Source organism: Tautonia plasticadhaerens, from assembly GCF_007752535.1.
Taxonomy (GTDB): domain Bacteria; phylum Planctomycetota; class Planctomycetia; order Isosphaerales; family Isosphaeraceae; genus Tautonia; species Tautonia plasticadhaerens.
The window spans coordinates 60,687-77,273 of sequence record NZ_CP036426.1; the positions used below are offsets into that span (position 1 = coordinate 60,687).

General features: G+C 73.6%; 16 protein-coding genes. 5 read left to right on the forward strand and 11 right to left on the reverse strand.

Annotated elements, in window-relative coordinates; all coding sequences use genetic code 11:
- Positions 1-12: 12 nt before the first annotated feature.
- Positions 13-996 carry a hypothetical protein gene (locus ElP_RS00295; protein WP_145266172.1) on the reverse strand — a complete coding sequence of 328 codons (984 nt, stop codon included), beginning with the start codon at positions 994-996 and terminating at the stop codon, positions 13-15.
- A gap of 376 nt (positions 997-1,372) precedes the next feature.
- Positions 1,373-2,266 carry a hypothetical protein gene (locus tag ElP_RS00300; RefSeq protein ID WP_145266175.1) on the reverse strand — a complete coding sequence of 298 codons (894 nt, stop codon included), beginning with the start codon at positions 2,264-2,266 and terminating at the stop codon, positions 1,373-1,375.
- Positions 2,267-2,413: 147 nt separating this feature from the next.
- Between ElP_RS00300 and ElP_RS00305 the strand changes: the two genes are divergently transcribed.
- The 3 genes from ElP_RS00305 (at position 2,414) to ElP_RS00315 (ending at position 5,313) form a co-directional block, all read left to right on the forward strand.
- Entirely contained in the window at positions 2,414-3,421 is a 1,008-nt protein-coding gene (locus ElP_RS00305) for a DUF6065 family protein (RefSeq protein WP_197446602.1), read from the forward strand.
- Between the two features lie 219 nt (positions 3,422-3,640).
- A complete protein-coding gene (locus tag ElP_RS00310) occupies positions 3,641-4,879 on the forward strand; it encodes a hypothetical protein (RefSeq protein ID WP_145266178.1) in 1,239 nt (412 codons plus the stop codon).
- 20 nt (positions 4,880-4,899) lie between these two features.
- Positions 4,900-5,313 carry a hypothetical protein gene (locus ElP_RS00315; protein WP_145266181.1) on the forward strand — a complete coding sequence of 138 codons (414 nt, stop codon included), beginning with the start codon at positions 4,900-4,902 and terminating at the stop codon, positions 5,311-5,313.
- Between the two features lie 22 nt (positions 5,314-5,335).
- On the opposite strand, the gene rtcA is transcribed toward ElP_RS00315, so the two are convergent.
- The 4 genes from rtcA to asnB form a co-directional block, all read right to left on the reverse strand.
- Positions 5,336-6,454, reverse strand: a complete 1,119-nt coding sequence (gene rtcA / locus ElP_RS00320) for an RNA 3'-terminal phosphate cyclase (RefSeq protein WP_197446603.1) — start codon at positions 6,452-6,454, stop codon at positions 5,336-5,338.
- A gap of 340 nt (positions 6,455-6,794) precedes the next feature.
- Entirely contained in the window at positions 6,795-7,805 is a 1,011-nt protein-coding gene (locus ElP_RS00325; protein ID WP_145266186.1) for a hypothetical protein, read from the reverse strand.
- Between the two features lie 149 nt (positions 7,806-7,954).
- A complete protein-coding gene (locus tag ElP_RS00330) occupies positions 7,955-9,325 on the reverse strand; it encodes a lactate racemase domain-containing protein (RefSeq protein WP_145266189.1) in 1,371 nt (456 codons plus the stop codon).
- A gap of 38 nt (positions 9,326-9,363) precedes the next feature.
- The gene (gene asnB / locus ElP_RS00335) at positions 9,364-11,337 is read right to left on the reverse strand and encodes an asparagine synthase (glutamine-hydrolyzing) (protein WP_145266192.1); all 1,974 of its coding nucleotides are present in this window, start codon (positions 11,335-11,337) and stop codon (positions 9,364-9,366) included.
- Positions 11,338-11,416: 79 nt separating this feature from the next.
- Here asnB and ElP_RS00340 point away from each other — a divergent pair, with 79 nt between their 5' ends.
- Positions 11,417-12,223 (forward strand): DUF4058 family protein, encoded by an 807-nt coding sequence (locus ElP_RS00340; protein WP_145266195.1) that lies wholly within the window; start codon positions 11,417-11,419, stop codon positions 12,221-12,223.
- Between the two features lie 16 nt (positions 12,224-12,239).
- Here the strand turns inward: ElP_RS00340 and ElP_RS00345 are convergent, their stop codons facing one another.
- From ElP_RS00345 to ElP_RS00360, 4 genes are all read right to left on the reverse strand, one after another.
- Positions 12,240-12,785 (reverse strand): GNAT family N-acetyltransferase, encoded by a 546-nt coding sequence (locus ElP_RS00345; protein ID WP_197446604.1) that lies wholly within the window; start codon positions 12,783-12,785, stop codon positions 12,240-12,242.
- Positions 12,782-13,147, reverse strand: coding sequence for a VOC family protein (locus tag ElP_RS00350; RefSeq protein ID WP_145266197.1), 366 nt, complete (start codon positions 13,145-13,147; stop codon positions 12,782-12,784). Before ElP_RS00350 ends, ElP_RS00345 begins: the two co-directional genes overlap by 4 nt.
- 33 nt (positions 13,148-13,180) lie before the next feature.
- Complete coding sequence (hpnH, locus tag ElP_RS00355) at positions 13,181-14,185, reverse strand: adenosyl-hopene transferase HpnH (RefSeq protein ID WP_145266200.1); 1,005 nt, start codon at positions 14,183-14,185, stop codon at positions 13,181-13,183.
- A 131-nt stretch (positions 14,186-14,316) separates the two neighbouring features.
- Positions 14,317-14,730, reverse strand: a complete 414-nt coding sequence (locus ElP_RS00360) for a YidH family protein (protein ID WP_145266203.1) — start codon at positions 14,728-14,730, stop codon at positions 14,317-14,319.
- 219 nt (positions 14,731-14,949) lie between these two features.
- On the opposite strand from ElP_RS00360, the gene ElP_RS00365 reads away from it, so the two are divergent.
- Positions 14,950-15,771, forward strand: a complete 822-nt coding sequence (locus tag ElP_RS00365; protein ID WP_231749369.1) for a hypothetical protein — start codon at positions 14,950-14,952, stop codon at positions 15,769-15,771.
- A gap of 106 nt (positions 15,772-15,877) precedes the next feature.
- Here ElP_RS00365 and ElP_RS00370 read toward each other — a convergent pair whose 3' ends face one another.
- Positions 15,878-16,477: a DUF1579 domain-containing protein gene (locus tag ElP_RS00370; protein WP_145266209.1), complete on the reverse strand. Its 600-nt coding sequence runs from the start codon at positions 16,475-16,477 to the stop codon at positions 15,878-15,880.
- Positions 16,478-16,587 lie beyond the last annotated feature (110 nt).

Here is a 16,587-nt window from a genome sequence, read left to right on the forward strand (position 1 = left end):
GGGGGGGGCCGCTCACCTGGGGGCGACGCCGGCCTCCTGGCGCTCGGGAGCCGGGGCGTCGACCTCGGAGATCCCCTCTCGCGTCTCGGGCTGGGCGAACTCCTGGCCGAGGGGCTCCGTGGTGCGGTCGTACCAGTCGTCGAAGTCGGCGCCGTCGTCGAACCAGTCCTCGCTGTAGTAGTTGCGGTACCGAGGGCCGATGCCCCGGAGGGGCTGGTAGCGGTCGCTGCCCTCCTCGACGTACTCGTAGTCGCCATAGCCGCCGTAGAGGCTGTCGTAGTCCTCGTACAGCTCGTCCGACTCCTCGATCTGGAGGGGGGCGTCGATGGCGGCGGCGCCAGGGCCGGCGGCCCGCCCGCCGAGGCCCGGCGACGAAGTCGCGGGGGTGCCGCCGGCGGCGGCGGGCACGGTGCCCGCGCCGAGCCCGGTCGTCGGGCCAGCGGCGGGGGTGCCGAGCGGGTCGCGATCGGCCCCGACGGCCCCTCGGCCGAGCTCGTCCGACGCCTCGACGCCGTACCCGCCATAGAAGTCGTCGTCATAGAAGTCGTCGTCGAAGTCCCGGTACCCGGAATAGGGGGAGTAGCCCCTCATGAAGTACGGCGAGCCGCGATAGGGGGTCGGCCTCGAGGGCGGGGCCTCGTAGTCCGCCTCGCCCCCCTCGCCGAGGGCGCCGGGGCTCTCGTACAGGCTGCCGTCGAGGCCGCCCCGCCGGGTGCCGGTACGGCCCTCGATGGCCGCCCGGGGCCGGAATCCGCCTCGGGTGGGGTCGCGGCCCTCGACGCCGGGCATGGCGGCGGTCCCGGCGTCGATGCCCCCGGCCCGGCCGTACCAGTCGTAGGGGTCGTACCAGTCCTGGGCGAAGGTGTCGGAGGGGGCGTAGGAGCCTCCGGTCGGCACGCCGATGATCTGGGCCGGGGCGGGCGAGGCCCACGCCCCGGCGATCGTCAGGGCCGCGGCGGCGACGCCGATCGCGCCGAGCTTGGGGGTGCGGTCCATGGTGTCTCCTCTCGATGGGTCTGCGACGGTCCGGGAGGGCCCATCCGTCCCCGGTCGGGTCGGGCGTCGGGTCTCGGACGCACCCGATCGGGATGGCCGATCGGGCCCTCCCCACGGACCACTGGCGTGCGAACCGCGCGCCATGAACCATCGAAACGGCCCATGAATCCGCGAGAATTCGTTTGGTCTGCCAGAAAATGCAGATGTGCGTCGCCGTTCCCTGTCAGGATGCGGGCGCCGGTCGGGAGGCGATGGCGGGCGGGGCGAGGCCGCCATCCGGCCCACGGGGGATCGCCCGGAATCCGGCCTCCTCGCGGCACTCCAAGGCGGAAGTCCCGGGCGGTCCCGGCCCCACGCCGGATGGGGTCCGGCGGTGTCAGGCGTCCTGGCCCGGGGCGTCGGCCGGGGCGTCGGACTCGGGGAGGTCGAGGCCGGGGGCGGGGGGCGAGGGGGGCTCGGCGTCGGCGGGAGGGGTGTCGGCCCGGGGGACGACCGAAGTGGGCTCGACCACCGAGGCGGGGGCCCGGAGGGGCTCGCCCGCCAGCTCGGCCCGGGTGCGACCCTGGCCGGGCTGCTCGGCCCGGGCGAGGACGCGCCAGCGCAGCTCCTCGCCCGGGGCGAGGGAGGCGATTGGGTCGAAGGTGACGACCTGGCCGTCCGCCTCGCCGAGGCCGGCGCCGGAGATGCCGCCGAACCGCAGCCCGTCGGCGAGCCGGACGGTCACCCGGATGTCCGTCTCCTCGAGATCCCCCTGGTTGGAGACCACCACCAGGAACATGACGTCGGAGCCGACCGGGACCGGGTCGTCCAGGTCCACGAACGTCAGCCGGAGGGAGGGGGCGTCCTCCGGGGCGTCGGTCGTCCCCGGGGGCGAGGGGGCGTACTCCGGTGCGCCGGGCGGTGGGGGGGGCGTCTCCGGCTCCTCCGGAGTGCTCGGGAGGACCCGGGGCGAAGCGGGGGCCATCGCCTGGGGGCTCGACGTCGGGCCCGGGGCGCCGAGAGGAGGGCCGGGCTGGGGAGGCCCCCAGGGTGGTCCGGCGTTTCCGATCGGGAGGGGGATGCCCCCCAGCCCGACGGGCCCGGCCCGCAAGCCGAGCAGCTGGTTGTAGTGGCCGTTGGTGCCGATCGGGTAGGAATCCGAGATGAAGGGGGCGTCGAAGGTGATGGCGAACCTCCCCGGCCCGGCCGGCACGACCGCCGGCCCGACCTGCGCCGTGATGGCCGTTGTCAGGCTCAAGGAGGCGGCGAGGAAGGCGAGGGTGCGGGTCATCGGTTGCGGCTCCGAGGTTCGGGAGGGCGACGCGTCGGCAGGACCTCAGGGCGAGGGACACGCTATACCTTACCCATTTTGCCCGATCCCCGGCCGTTCCGAAACGGCATGGTCGGATCGAGCCGGGGATGTTAGGCTCATCGGGCCATGAACCCGACCACGCCCCCGCCAGACGACGATTCCCGAGCCCGGCCGGCCCGATCGGCCGGGCCGATCGACTTCGGCTCGTTCGTCGTCACGGCCGACGCGAGCCAGGGCCGGCCGGTCTCCTCGTCCGGGCCGCCGCCGAGTTCCCGGCCCTCCCCCGCCCCGGGGCCGATCCCGGGGATGGCGCCCGAGCCGCCGCCGGGCTGCCCGGAGACGATCGAGGGCCTGCCCCCCTTCGAGCTGCGGGCGCTGCGGATCGTCGACTCCGGCTGGGGGGCCGGCTGGGAGCTGAGGCCGGCGCCGCCGAGGCGGCCGTGGATGGACGAGCATACCCACGCCTATCACTGCCTGCCGCTGGTGGTGGCGAACCAGTGGGGCTGGGAGGTCCTCTTCCCGGCGGACGTCCGGGTGTCCTGGGACGGCTCCCCGGGGCTGGAGGGGCTCCGGGTGGAGGTCGACCCGCAGTACCAGGCCGCGGTCAAGAGCCAGTTCGGCCGGGGTATCGTCACGTTCTCCCCCCCCTGGCTGTTCCGGACGCCCCCCGGCTGGGACCTGTTCGCCAAGGGGCCGTCCAACCGCTGGAAGGCGAACTGCGCCCCGCTGGAGGGGATCATCGAGACGTGGTGGCTCCCCTACACGTTCACCTTCAACTGGAAGCTCGTCGAGCCGGGCGAGGTGAGATTCGAGCGGGGGGAGTGCATCGGCCAGATCCTGCCGGTGCCGCACCGGACGTTCGCCGGGGCGAGGTTCGTCGAGGAGTTGCTGGCCGTCGAGCCGGGCCTGGCGGCCCAGATGGGCGCCTGGCGGGACGAGCGGCGGAAGCGGGCCGGGCAGCGGAACCAGAACCACCTGATGTACCGCAAGGCCCAGGACGTGCAGGGCCACCTCGTCCGGGTGCCCGTGCCCCGGGCCGGGGACGGGGCCGGTGACGGTGTCGGTGACGGTGTCGGTGACGGCGGAGCAGGCCCCCCGGGGGCCGACCCGGGCGATCGCCCCGGCGGCGAGTGAGGCGATCGACGACATGATCGACGCGGGGGCGGGTACCACGCCCGTCCGGCTCGTCGCCGCCGGGCGATCCCCGCGTTTTGACTCCCCGCCTCGCAGGGGTTAGCTTACAGGGGCGTCGCGGCCGACGTCGGGGACGTCGTCCGGCCCGCGATGCGCCGGACGAACCGACCGGAGGGGCAGGGACCCGCCCGAGGCGACCGAGGCTCGGGGGCAGTGCTCATGTCGACGGCGACCCACGTGCAGGTGACCTGCCCCGGCTGTTCGAGGACCCTGCGCATCCGGCGCGAGTACCTCGGGCGTCGGGCCCAGTGCAAGTACTGCGAGACGATGCTCACGATCGCCGAGGCCGGGGACCCGATGCCCCCGGCCCCGGATGCCGCCGAGGGGGCCTCGATGGAGGAGGTCCCGGCGGCCGACCGCGACCCCGAAGTCGGGGCCGCCGGCCCGGCGGTCGATGGCGACCGGGGGGAGGAGGCCGGGGCGACTCGGGAGGAACTGGAGGCCCTGCGGGCCCGGCTCGGGCCGCTGGAGTCGGAGCGCGACGCCCTCCGGGCCGAGCTGGAGTCGGAGCGGGCCCGGCTGGAGGCCGATCGGGACGCGATCCGCGGCGAGATGGAGTCGCTCCGCGCCGAGGCCCGGGCCGATCGCGTCCGGCTGATCGACGAGCGGGACGCCGCCCGGGCCGACGCCGACGCGATGGGGGCCGAGCGGGACGCCCTCCGGGCCGAGCTGGAGTCGGAGCGGGCCCGGTTGATGGCCGAGCAAGACGCGATCCGTGCCGAGGCCGATCGGGAGCGGGCCGACCTCTCCTCCCGGCTCGACTCGGCCCGGGTTGAGCTGGACGTCGCCTCCCGGGACCGGGATGCCGCCCGGGCCGAGCGGGACGACCTGGGCCGCCGGCTGGGGCGGGCCGAGGCCCTCTCGGAGGAGGCCGATCGCCACCGGGTCGAGGCCGAGGAGCAGCACCGGGCCGAGGCGGATCGGCTGGCCGAGGAGGTCCAGTCGGCCCTCCTCTCCGCCGAGGCCGAGGCCCGGCGCGCCGACGGATCCGAGGGCCAGGTCCGGCAGCTCGGCAAGGAACTCGACTCCCTGGTCTCCCGGCTCGACGCCGCGACGGCCTCCCTCGACCGGGCGTCCCGGGACGCCGAGGCCGCCGCCGAGGCCCACGCCGGGGAGCTGGCCGACGCCCGGCAGGAGCTGGCCGACGCCCGGCAGGAGCTGGCCGACGCCCGGGAGGGGCTCTCGGCCGAGCGGGGCCGGGCCGAGTCGCTCCGCCGAGAGGTCGACGAATTGACCCGGGCCCGGGAGGGCCTCCGGGACGATTTCGCGGCCTCGCAGCGCCGGATCGCCGACCTCGACCGCCAGCTCGACGAGGCCCACCGGGCCGGGTATCAGCTCCGGTACCAGTTCCGGGCCCTGCTCAAGCGGATCGGCCCCCCCTCGACCCCCAAGCCGTGACCGCGACCCGCCCCGATCCGATGAGCGCCGACGACCTCCGGACCGCCCGACGCCTGCTGACCGCCGCGATCGTCGCCCTCGTCCTGGGGGCGGTCCTGTCGCTGCTCGACGGCGTGGTCGACGCCGTCTGGGGGGTGGGGGCGGCCGTCGGCTCGCTGGCGGTCACCTGGCTGTGCAGCTGGCGGGCGGGCCGGTTCATGAAGGCCGGGCTGCCCTACTACCTGTGGAAGTACCTGCCCGCCGCGCTGCTGGTCGGCCTGCCGGTCGCCTTCCGCCTGGTCGGGCTCCTCCGGCGAGACGGCGGCGTCGTCGGCCCGAGGGAGCTGCTGGCCTGGGCGAGGCCGTTCTGCGCGTTCGTCCTGCCGCTGGCCCTGCTGCTGCTGGCCGACTGGTCCCTCCGCCGCCTGGCCTCCCGGCTGGGGGCGGGGGCCTGAGGGCCGATCGCCCGGGGTGGCCCTAGCCGACGATCACCCGCCCCGGGCCGTCCTCCGGCTCCTGGACGGCGATCGGGCGGTCGAGGAACGCGGCGATGGTCCGGGCGTTGGTGCGGAGGTGCTCGGTGACCGCCCCCACGGTGAAGACGCTGCGGCCCTCGGCCAGGGCGAGCGGGAGCAGGAGCTGGTCGGCGCTGTGAGGGTCGACGGCGCCGGATCCGGGGGCGTCGAGGAAGGCGAGCAGCTCGGCGACGGCCTCCTCGGCGACGACCTCGGCGGGCTTGCCCCGCTCCCCCAGCCCGACGAAGCTGGCGGGGGCGGCCTCGCCGTCGAACTCGGCCGTCAAGGCGATCGCCGCGCCGGGGGCGGGGCCGGGCCAGTCGGCCAGGTCGATCTCGACGGGGATCCCGGCGTCGAGGCCCGCCTCGTCGAGCCGCGTCGCCGCGCGGGATCGCATCCGGTCGGCCACCCGGCCCCGGTCGAGCTTGCAGGCGCCGGCGACCCCCGAGATCCGGACCAGGCGGCCGCGCTGCACCGCGACGAGCCCCCGGGGGAGGCCCCGGGTCGGCTCGATCCAGGCCTCCAGGAGGCCGCCCCCCTGGGGGTAGAAGCCGGCGGAGGGCATCGCCAGGGCGAGGTCGAGGCCGATGGCCGAGAGGTAGTGCCTCCAGGTGCGGTCGAGGAACGGGAACGACGGCGCCTTCGGGTTGAAGGTGCCGCCGGTCAGGGAGAGCCGGACGGCCCGGTCGGCCCGCAGGGCGATCGGCAGGTAGAGGGTGTGCAGCACCAGGCTCGTCGACCCGGCGGTGCCGATGTCGATGGCCAGGTCCCCCGGCGCGAACGGCCCGGGCCGGAAGGTGAGGGTGCTCGAGCCGACGCCCGCCCCCTCGACCGTCGCGTCGCCGAGCCTCGCCGCCGCCCCGACCGCCGCCAGGTGCTGGGGGCGGAGCCCGGGGCGGTCCCGATTGGCCCGGATCCGGGAGATCCGGAACGGCCGGCCGGTGAGCAGCGACAGGCTCAGGGCCGTCCGGAGGATCTGCCCGCCCCCCTCGCCCGCCGAGCCGTCCAGCTCCACGGGCGTCGCCGGGCCGGTGCCGGACCCGAGCCCTCGCCGTCCGGGGGCCGTCTCGCCGTCGTCCATCGGTGCGGTCCTCGGTGGCGGGGCCGGTGTCGATGCCGGGACCGACCCGTTCGGTCCCCGCACCGCCCGGTGCGGCCCGAAGGCCGGGGGGTGGCCGCCGTGGGTCCTCCAGCGGCGAGGCCCGGGCCTCGCGTCCCCCCCCCGCCCCCAGGCGGGCGTCGACGTCCCTTCCATCGATGCGGCTCCTCGGGATCCGGTTCGCACGAATGGTGCCCGAAGCTCGGGACCTCGGCCATCGTCGGGGAGGCGTCGTCCGCCGACGGGACCGACTCCGGACCGGTCGTCCCGGCCCGCGTCCCCCGCCCGCCCCCGACTGCCGGTCCCCGGCCGGCCGGCCAGTCTACTGCGACTCCCCGACGCCCAGCTCGCTCGGGTCGACCCTTCGGAGGTTGCTGGGCGGGGAGACGGGCTCGACCCAGGGGATCTCGGTCGGCCCGGTGGGGGTGGCCCAGAGGAAGACGACGCTCTGGAGCAGGCGGTCGCTCTTGGGCTCGAGCTTGGTGTAGTGGAAGTGGCCGAGGCTGCCGGGGCGGTCGGGCCAGCAGCCGAGGACGAGGACCTGGCCGGGGGCGATCGTGAGCGAGGCCGCCAGGTCCCGGAAGCTCTCCTCCTGCTGGCCGTCCCGCATGACGAACTGCTCCGGCTCGAAGGGGCCGAGGTTGTCGGCCGGGGCGTAGCGGAGCTGCGAGAAGCCGTGGTGGATCTCCGGCACGACCCGGAGGCCGATCGCGTCGCCGTCCCGTGAGGCCGAGACGCGGATGGCGGCCCGGGCGTTCTCGTAGTCCCGGCCGACGGCGCCGTTGGCGAGGCTCAGGAACAGGGTCTTGCGGTCGACCGGCTCGTCCGGGCCGACCATGATCGGCGTGGCGTGGCCGTTCGGCACGGCGACGACCAGCGGGTCGATCCGCTCCCCCTGGGGGGCCTCGGGGCTGAGCAGCTCCTCGACCTCCGGCGGCATCGAGCCGTCGACGACCCCGACCCGGAGCCCGTTGGCCTCCAGGCGGAGCCTCAGGTCGGCGTCGAGGGCGTGCTCGTCGGCGACGGCCCAGATGGCGTCCCTCAGGCTCGGCTCGTCGATCGGCCGGGTGGCGATCATCACCTTCAGGGCGATCCGCTCCGGGTCCAGCAGCTCGGCGGCCCGTTGCTGCTCCTCGGAGGACATCGAGGCGACCTTCGCCTTCATCGCCAGCCGCCGGGGATTGAGCAGCTCGGCCAGCGTCTCCTCGCCCGACGCCGAGGCGATCGAGGAGGAGAGCGGGGCGTCGGAGTCCGGCTTGACCAGCGAACAGCCCAGGGCCAGCAGCGCCGAGGCGGCGAGCGACCAGGCCAGGGCCCTCAGGTTGCGGTCCATCGGCGGCGTCCTTTCCGCGCGGCGTCGCGATTGATGGCCCGGGTCGTTCGCCCCGGGGCTCGGCGGAATCTAGGCGAGTTGCCCGATCCTGTCAAGCGCGACCGAGGGGATCGACCTGCGCCGCTGAGGTCCCTCGGGCCCGCCCCGGCTCACGGCCCGACGACCTCGGGGGATGGGCAGTACGTCAGGCCGCCGATCGGGAAGACGCGGAGGCGGGGGGCCTCGACCCCCGCCCGGCCGAGATGACGGGCGGCGACGCGCCAGAGCTCCCCCTGGTCGGAGAAAAGGCGGATCGGGCCAAGCCTCGGGCCGATCCGGTCTCGCAAGGGGGGGGCATAGACGAGCACCTCTCGATCGACCACCAGCTCCCGGGCCCAGCGGACCATGAACGAGGAGGCGCCGCCCGAGGCCCTCGCCACGCGGTCGGCCGCCGCCAGGCCCCGGCGCAGGACCGCCCCGCCGAGGGCGCCGCCGGCGGCGATCGCCCGCATGGCGGGCATCGGGAACGAGCGGTCGATCTCCGCCGGGTCGGTCCAGAAGAGGCCGATGAGGAGGCCGCCCCTCCGGCAGGCCTCCCGGTGGTTGAGCAGCACCTTGAAGCTCTGCATCGGGTCCCCCGGCCAGGGGGCGTTGCCGGCGACGACCACGTCGGCCGGGTCGGCGGCCGGCGCCCGGGAGCGTCGGGCGACCTCGGCGGCGAGCACGTCCTGCACCGCGTCGGGGTGGCCGCTCGACACCCGGAAGGCCGTGCCCGGGGGGCCGAGCACGTGGCTGATCGACACGCAGGGGCCGAGCCTCGACGCCGCCTCCCGGATCGCCCGTCGCATGGGGTTGGCGTCGGCCCCGGAGCCGAGCAGGCCGCCGGCGTCGCCGCCGAGCCCGACCCGGTGGATCGCCCCCAGGGTCGTCCGGTGGCTCGTCCCGGGGAAGATCAGCTTGTAGCCGCCGCCGAACCCCGCCTGGAGATGCGGCAGGACCGATCCGATCAAGATGCGCAGGTCCGCCTGCGCGACCGGCCGGAAGACCCGGACCGGGATGCCGATGGCCGTCTCCCCCAGGTCCTCGTACTGCGAGAGGTCGTCGACCGGGGGGCTGAAGCATCGGAAGCAGGAGGCGACCTCATCCCCGACCCGTCGCCCCATCGCCTCGCCGTCGACGGCATGGTGCCGGCCGACTCCCACGCTGATCGTGATGTCCTCGCGCGAGACGCCCGCCGATGCCAGCCGATCCAGCACGATCGGCAGGGCCTCCCGCACCGGCGTCCAGCGCGAGGGGTCGTCGACGACGATCGCCACCGAGCGGCCCGGCCCGACGAGCGACTCGATCCGCCCGTCGGGGCCCTCGGGGCGGTCCAGCGCCGCGGCCAGCGCGGCCGGGTAGTCGGCGATCGGTCCGGAGAGGTCGGGCTCGATCACCTCGGGCGGGGGCCATTCGGCCGGCGGGGAGAGTTGCAACGGCGGGCCGCCTCCCCAGGGGATCGGGATGGAGGGGGGGCGCTCTGCGGTCGGGGTCGCGGGCATGTCGGGGGGCCTCCGTGCGGTCGATCGGGGCCACCACGCTACGCGATGGGGCGTCCCGCCGCCAGGTCGGCCGAGGCCGTCGCCGAGGGGGATGGGTCGACGTGGTGCCGGAACCACAGCTCCAGCATCAGGAGGGCCCAGAGCCGGTAGGCGTGGTCGCGACGGCCCTCGACGTGCTCGGCGACCATCGCCCCCACCGCCTCGGGCCGGAACAGCCCCCGGGAGAGGCTGACGGGGTCGAGCAGGACGGAACGCAGCTCGTCTTTCAATTCGCCCCGGAACCAGCGGTCGATCGGCACGCCGAAGCCCATCTTCGGGCGGGTCCGGATCGGCGGGGGCAGCAGGTCGGCGAAGGCCCGCTTGAGGATCACCTTCGACCGCCCCTTTCGGAGCCGGAGCTTGCGGTCCAGCGGCATGGCTAGCGCCAGTTCGACGACCCGGTCGTCCAGGAACGGCCCCCGGCATTCGAGCCCGTGGGCCATGCTGGCGAGGTCGACCTTCACGAGCAGATCGCCGGGCAAGTACGTGAGCACGTCGGCGATCATCGCCCGGGTCACCGGATCCCGCCCCGGGGCCACGCCGAGCGCCCGGTGCAGCACCCCGGCCGGGTCGGCGTCCTCGGGGTCGATCGAGCCGGCCTCGGCGAGGGTGTCGAGGAACTCGTCGGAGTAGAGGGCGGCCCTGGCCTGCTCGTCGAAGCTGGTCATCCAGCGGAGGTAGCGGTCCCCCGGCGGCAGGCCGACGGCCTCCAGCCAGCGTCTCGCCGACCGCAGGCGGGTCTTGGCCCTCGACGACCCCGGCACCGCCCTCGCCACCGGCCCGCCGAGCCAGCGGCCGACGCCGCCGGGGAGCCTCGCCACCGCCTCGGCCAGGGCGACGGCCCGGTAGCGGTCGTAGCCGCCGAACAGCTCGTCCCCGGCGTCGCCGGTCAGGGCGACGGTGACGTGCTGCCGGGTCAGCCGCGAGACGTGCCAGGTGGGCAGCGCCGAGCTGTCGGCGAACGGCTCGTCGAAGTGCCGGGCCAGGCCGGGGAGCGTCTCCCAGGCGTCGGGCTTCACCACGAACGCATGGTGCTCCGTCCCCAGGTGCTCGGCCGCCATCCGGGCGTAGCCGCTCTCGTCGAAGGCGGGGTCGTCGAAGCCGATCGAGAACGTCTTCACACGATTGTGTGAGTGCTTCTGCATCAAGCCGACGATGATCGTCGAGTCGACCCCCCCGGAGAGGAAGGCCCCGAGCGGCACGTCGGCGGCCATCTGCTCCCGGACCGCGTCGTCGAGGGTGGCTCGGAGCCGCTCCTCGTCCTCGGCGACCGGCCGACGGACTTCGAGATCCCAGTCGGGCTCCCAGTAGCGGCGAAGCTCTAGGGAGCCCTCGTGCCAGACGGCGTAGTGGGCCGGCGGGAGCTTGTAGACGCCCCGGAGGATCGTCCGGGGGTGGGGGACGTACCCATAGGTGAGATAGCGATCGACCGCCAGCGGGTCCAACTCCCGAGGCAACTCCGATCCCGGCAGGGCCAGCAGCGCCTTCAATTCGCTGGCGAAGAGGATGCGGTCGGATTCGAGCCGGTAGACCAGCGGCTTCTGGCCCAGGCGGTCGCGGGCCAGGACGAGGCGCCTGCGGGGGGCGTCCCAGACGGCGACGGTGAACATCCCGCGGAGGTGTCGGGAGAAGCCGGGCCCCTCGTCCTCGTAGAGGTGGCTGATGACCTCGGTGTCGCCGGCCGATCGGAGCGTGTGGCCCCGGGCCTCCAGGCGGTTCCGGAGCGACGGGAAGTTGTAGATCTCCCCGTTGAAGACCACCCGGACCGAGCCGTCCTCGTTGCCCATCGGCTGGTGGCCGCCGGGCAGGTCGAGGATCGAGAGGCGTCGGAAGCCGAGCGCCGCGTGGTGGTCCCGGTAGGAGCCGAGGTCGTCCGGCCCTCGGTGCTCCAGCCGGGCGATCATGGCGTCGAGCTGCCCGGCCGTCGGCCCGGATCCGTGATCTCCCCAGGCCGCCCCGCAGATGCCGCACATCAGCTCACCGATCCCGGTAGAATGAAGGGAAGACGCCCCGTCGCCGATCGTCTCGGACCCTTGCCGAGGAGGCCACCCGATGCCCGGCCCGTTCCCCGGGATGGACCCGTACCTGGAGGATCACGACCTCTGGCCCGGGCTCCATCAAGGCTTCATGACCTTCTTGTGGTCGGCCCTGAACGAGGGTCTTCCCGACCGATATGTCGCCAACTTGAACGAACGGCTCTACATCGACGACCCGAATCGGGCCATCGTCCCCGACGCCGCCGTCTTCGAACGATCATCGCCGGGCGGGCGTCCCTGGGGCAACCCCGGGGCGGCGGGGGCGGCGGTGCTGGACCCGCCCTGGTTGGTCGACTGGCCGGCCGAGGAGATCCGAGAGGGGTTCGTCGAGATCCTGCCGGCCCGGGAACCCGATCGGGTCGTCGCCGTGATCGAGCTGCTCAGCCCCTCGAACAAGGCGGCCGGGTCGACGGGCCGGGCGTCCTACCAGGCCAAGCAGGCGGAGATCCTCGGGAGCCCGGCCCACCTGATCGAGATCGACCTGCTCCGGGACGGCGAGCACACCGTGGCCGTCTCCCGGCACCAGCTCGCCCGGCGGGGGCGCTATCATTACCTCACCTGTCTGAACCGGGGCAGCGGCCCGAGGTGGCGGTCGGAGGTCTGGGCCCGGACGATCCGGGATCGGCTCCCCCGGATCGCCGTCCCGCTGCTCGACGACGACCCCGACCTCGTCCTCGACCTGCAACCGCTGCTCGATCGCTGCTACGACGCCGGCGCCTACGGCCGACGGATCGACTACGCCGCCGAGCCCGTCCCCCCGCTGACCCGGGCCGATGCCGAGTGGGTCGACGCGCTGCTCCGCGAGGAGGGCCGTCGGGGGTGATCCGATCCTCCCAGCGTCAGACGGCCGAGAACGCTTCGTGGTAGCGGACGGTGCCCGACCGGCCGTCGAGGGCACCGGGGATCAGCTCGACGACGAGGAAGGCGTCCTCGGGCACGTCGTATTCGCACCGGAGGCCGAGCCGGGCGGCGACCTCGAAGCCGAACCTCGGGTAGTAGGTCGGGTGGCCGAGCACGACGATCGCCCCGGCGCCGATCGCCCGGCACGCCTCCAGCCCCGATCGGATCAGGGCTGAGCCGACCCCCCTGCCCTGCTCCCCGGGCCGGACGGCCACCGGGGCCAGGCCGAGGAGGATCGGGGGAGTCGCATCCGATGGGTGGGGGCCGTTGATCGTCACCGGGCTGAAGGCGACGTGGCCGACGACCGTTCCCGATCGCTCCGCCACCATCGAGAGGAACGGACGGGAGGAGCGCCGGAGGGCGTCGACGAGGTCGGCCTCGGCGGGCTGGCCGAACGCCGCTTCGTTCACGAGCCGGACGGCGTCGAGGTCGTCCGGGGTCTCGGGTCGGATGGTCAGGTCGGCAACGGGACCCTCGCCCGTCATCGGACGGCCCCGGGATCGAAGTGGGGGTTCTCGATGACGCCGAAGGCGTTGCCGAAGGGGTCGAGCACCGAGGCGACCTTGATGCCGCCGCCGACGTCGGTCACCGGCTCGCGGACGGTGGCCCCCAGTCCCTCCAGCCTGGCGAGGGCGGCGGGGGCGTCGGGGACCCCCCAGTAGGCGACGGCGCCGAGGGCGCCGGGAGTGCCGTCGGGGACCAGGCCCAGCTCGAAGCCGCCGACGTTGAACCCGACGTAGAAGGGCTCGTCGAAGTACGGTTCGATCTCGAGCACCCGGCGATACCAGTCCTTGCCGGCGGCCAGGTCCGGCGCCGGGTAGACGACGGTGCGGAGCCCTCGGATCATCGGCGATGCCCTCCGGCGATGGGATCGGGTCGATCAGCCGCCGAGCGACCAGGCGGCGAGCTGGACGGTGCCCCTGACGGTCTTCATGGCGTCGGTGACGGCGCTGTGCTCGAATCCGGAGTGCATCTTGCAGTTCTGGCAGCGGCGGTCCTGGCGGGACTCCCAGTACTCCCAGTCGGTCGACCCCCAGAAGGTGGCCCAGTCGTCGACGTAGCCCTCCCCCTCGATCAGATAGCAGGGGGCCTTCCAGCCCTTGGGGGTGTAGTTGACGGTGGACCAGGGGGCGCAGGTTAGCTCCCGGAGGCCGGCGGCGAATTCGAGGAAGGCGGGGGTGGCGCTGATCTTGTACCGCTTCGAGAACTCCCGGATCGCCCGGAACTTCTCGTGGATCTGGTCCTTGGTCAGGAAGACGTCGGCCTCGACGCTCTCGTATTCGTAGCCGGGAGAGATGAGGATGCCCTTGGCCTTCAACTCGTCGACGAGCTTGCAGAGTTGCTCCACCTCGGCCACGTCGGTCTGCTTGTAGACGGTGGTGTTGAGGTAGACGGTGTAGCCGAGGTCCTTGCCCTGGCGGATCGCCTCGATGGCGGTGTCGAAGACGCCGGCCTTCCTGGTGATGTAGTCGTGCGTCTCCCGCATGCCGTCGAGGTGGACCATCAGGAAGAGGTGGTCGCTGGGCGGGATGACGCCGTAGAACTTGTCGTGCAGCCGGAGCGCATTGGTGCAGATGATGATGTACTTGTTTCGGGCGATCAGGGCGTCGATCAGCTCCTTCAGCTCGGGGTAGAGCGTCGGCTCCCCGCCGCAGATGTTGACGATCGGGGCGCCGCAGTCGTCGACCGCCTTGAGGCACTGCTCGACGGTCATCCGGTCCTTGAGCTTGCCGGTGTAGCGCTCGGTCGAGCAGCCGATGCAGGCGAGGTTGCAGGTGTAGAGCGGCTCCAGCATCAGGACCGTCGGGTATCGCCGCAGCCCGGCGCGTTCCATGCGGTTGCGGTGCTTGGCCTGGGCCAGGGTGAATCCGAAGGGGTATCGCATGGGACGGTCGCCTCCGTGCTGTCGGTCGATGCCGCCGGGGTTGGGGGTCGACGATCACTCGCTGCCGCCCGACGGCGCAACCCGGGCATCATTCCGCAATTGGCGCGGATTCGCAAGGCCATCCGGGCCGATCAGCCCCGCAGCCCCATGACGAGGAGGTAGGCGACCATCCCCACGCCGAGCGTCGCCAGGACGAGGGAGACCGCCGTCCCCAGGCCGGGCCCGGGGATGGCGTGGGTGTCTCGTTCGAGCGAGCGGAGGTAACTCCGGTAGCGCACGGTCGAGCCGACGAGGACCCAGACCCCCAGCGCCACCAGCCCGGTGCCGATCCAGAGCGAAGCGGTGGTGCCGGGGTCGGGCTCGTGGTGGCCGACGGCCGCCATCTCGCGGAGGAACCAGCCGAACCGGGCCACGACGAAGCCGAAGCCCATCAGGGCCAGGCCGGTCCGCATCCAGGCCAGCAGGGTCCGCTCGGCGGCCAGGACCACCCGGGGGTCGGGCTCGGGGGCGGGAGATCCGGGGATCGGGGCCCCGTCATCGGGCATCGGCAGGTCGCTCCGGGGCCGGGAATGTCCCCCCTGCGGCCCGAGGGGGGCCGTCGGGGGCTCGGGGTCGGCCGGATTATCGGGTCGAGGCGATGCGGGGGTCAAGCTCGGCCTCGGCGGCCGTCGGGCGACCCACTGGCCGGGGGTCGTCGGGGTGCGTAAGCTCGAAGGGGTCGGATCGGCCCGCCCCGGACCCGGGATTGCGTCGAGCGGATGCCCATGCCCGAGAACGACTACCGCCTGATCCTCTTCGACCAGCCCGACGATCCCCAGGCCCTCCGGGAGCTGTTCCGGGGGGTAATGGGCCTGCACCCGACCGAGGCGATGCAGTGGGTCAAGCGCGCCCCCGGCATCCTGCCCTGGCCGCTGGCCGAGGGGGAGGTCCGCGAGCTGCTGGATGCCCTCTACGAGCAGGGCATCGCCGCCGAGGCCCGCCGGGTCGACACCGTGCCCAAGCTCGTCCCGCCGAGGTCGGTCCACCGGGCCGCCGTGAAGGAGGACGGCCTGAGCGTCGGCGGCCTGAGGGGGGAGCCGGCCCACTGGGTCCCCTGGGCGAAGCTGGAATTGATCCACGGCGCCCGGATCGCCGCCGAGGACGAGTTCCGGGATCCCCGGGCCCCCGGCTGGTCCGGCACCCTGGCCGCCGGGCTCAACGCGATGATCCTCCGGGGGCCCCGGGCGTCCCGGGCCCGTCGGGCGTCCCGGGTCGTCAAGGAGCCGACGACCGAGCTGCACCTGGTCCGCCAGGACCCCCTGATCGCCTTCCGGGTCGTCGCCGACCAGATGAACTACAGCGACCTGGGAGACCGCCTGAAGCCCTCGGCCGCCGAGAACTTCCCCGTCTTCCTCGCCGACATCCTCGGCCGGGTCGGCGGCCGGGCCCACGTCACCGACTCGGCCCGGGCCCTGCTCGACCCGGCCGACGACCGGGAGCCGACGACCTACCCGAACTCCCAGGCCATGCTCGACGCCACCACCCTCCGGCTGCTCTGGGCCTGGTATCGCCGGGATCGGGAGGTCGGGGGAGCCGAGCAGGCGTAGCGCACGGGAGGAGGGCGGATGGCCGTCTCGGGCATCGACCCTCCGCCTGCCGATTGCGAGGGGGCGAGAACGCCGGGGCGGCCGTCGACCCCGCCCGGGGTGGGGGTCACTCCGGGGCGTCGGCCTCGCGCCGGGTGTACTCGATCTCCATGCCCTTGACCCAGTCGTCGCCCAGCTCGGGGGCCTTCATGGACATGGTGAAGACCCGATGGTCCTCGTCGATGTAGCGGGTGACCGACTGGTGCTCGACCTCCTTCTCCAGCATCGGGTCGTAGACCTTGCCGGTCATGGTCAGGGTCTTGGAGGCGGGGTCATAGGTGCCCTGCAAGGTCATGAGTGAGGTGCTCACCGAGTCGATCCAGCTCATCACGAAGTGGTCGGCCTTCGAGTCGAAGCCGACCTGGGCGTGGCCGGTGAAGGGCATGCCGGCGAAGCTGCCCTGGAAGTCGCTGACGACCCAGAGGTCGCCGAGCATCCGGTTCGTCTCGACCCCCTCGGAGACCTCCGGGGGGGCGTCGGGGCCTCCCATGTAGGTGCTGATCTTCGCGTCCCAGGTGCCGACATCCCGCTTGAGCAGCTCGTGCTCGGCCGTCGGCTTCGGCAGGAAGGACTCGGGGTCGGGCGCCTGGCCCTGGCCCTGGTCCTGGGCGAGCACCGGCACCGACACCGTCACCGCCAGCACCGCCGCGATCGTCGCTCGAAGCATCGCTGATCCTCCGTCTCGGGGTCTTCGGATCGCCCGGCGTCATGGTGGACGCACGAATACGCCGGACGGCGGCAGTATGTACGGATGTCTCCGGTCTGTCCAGTGCAAAT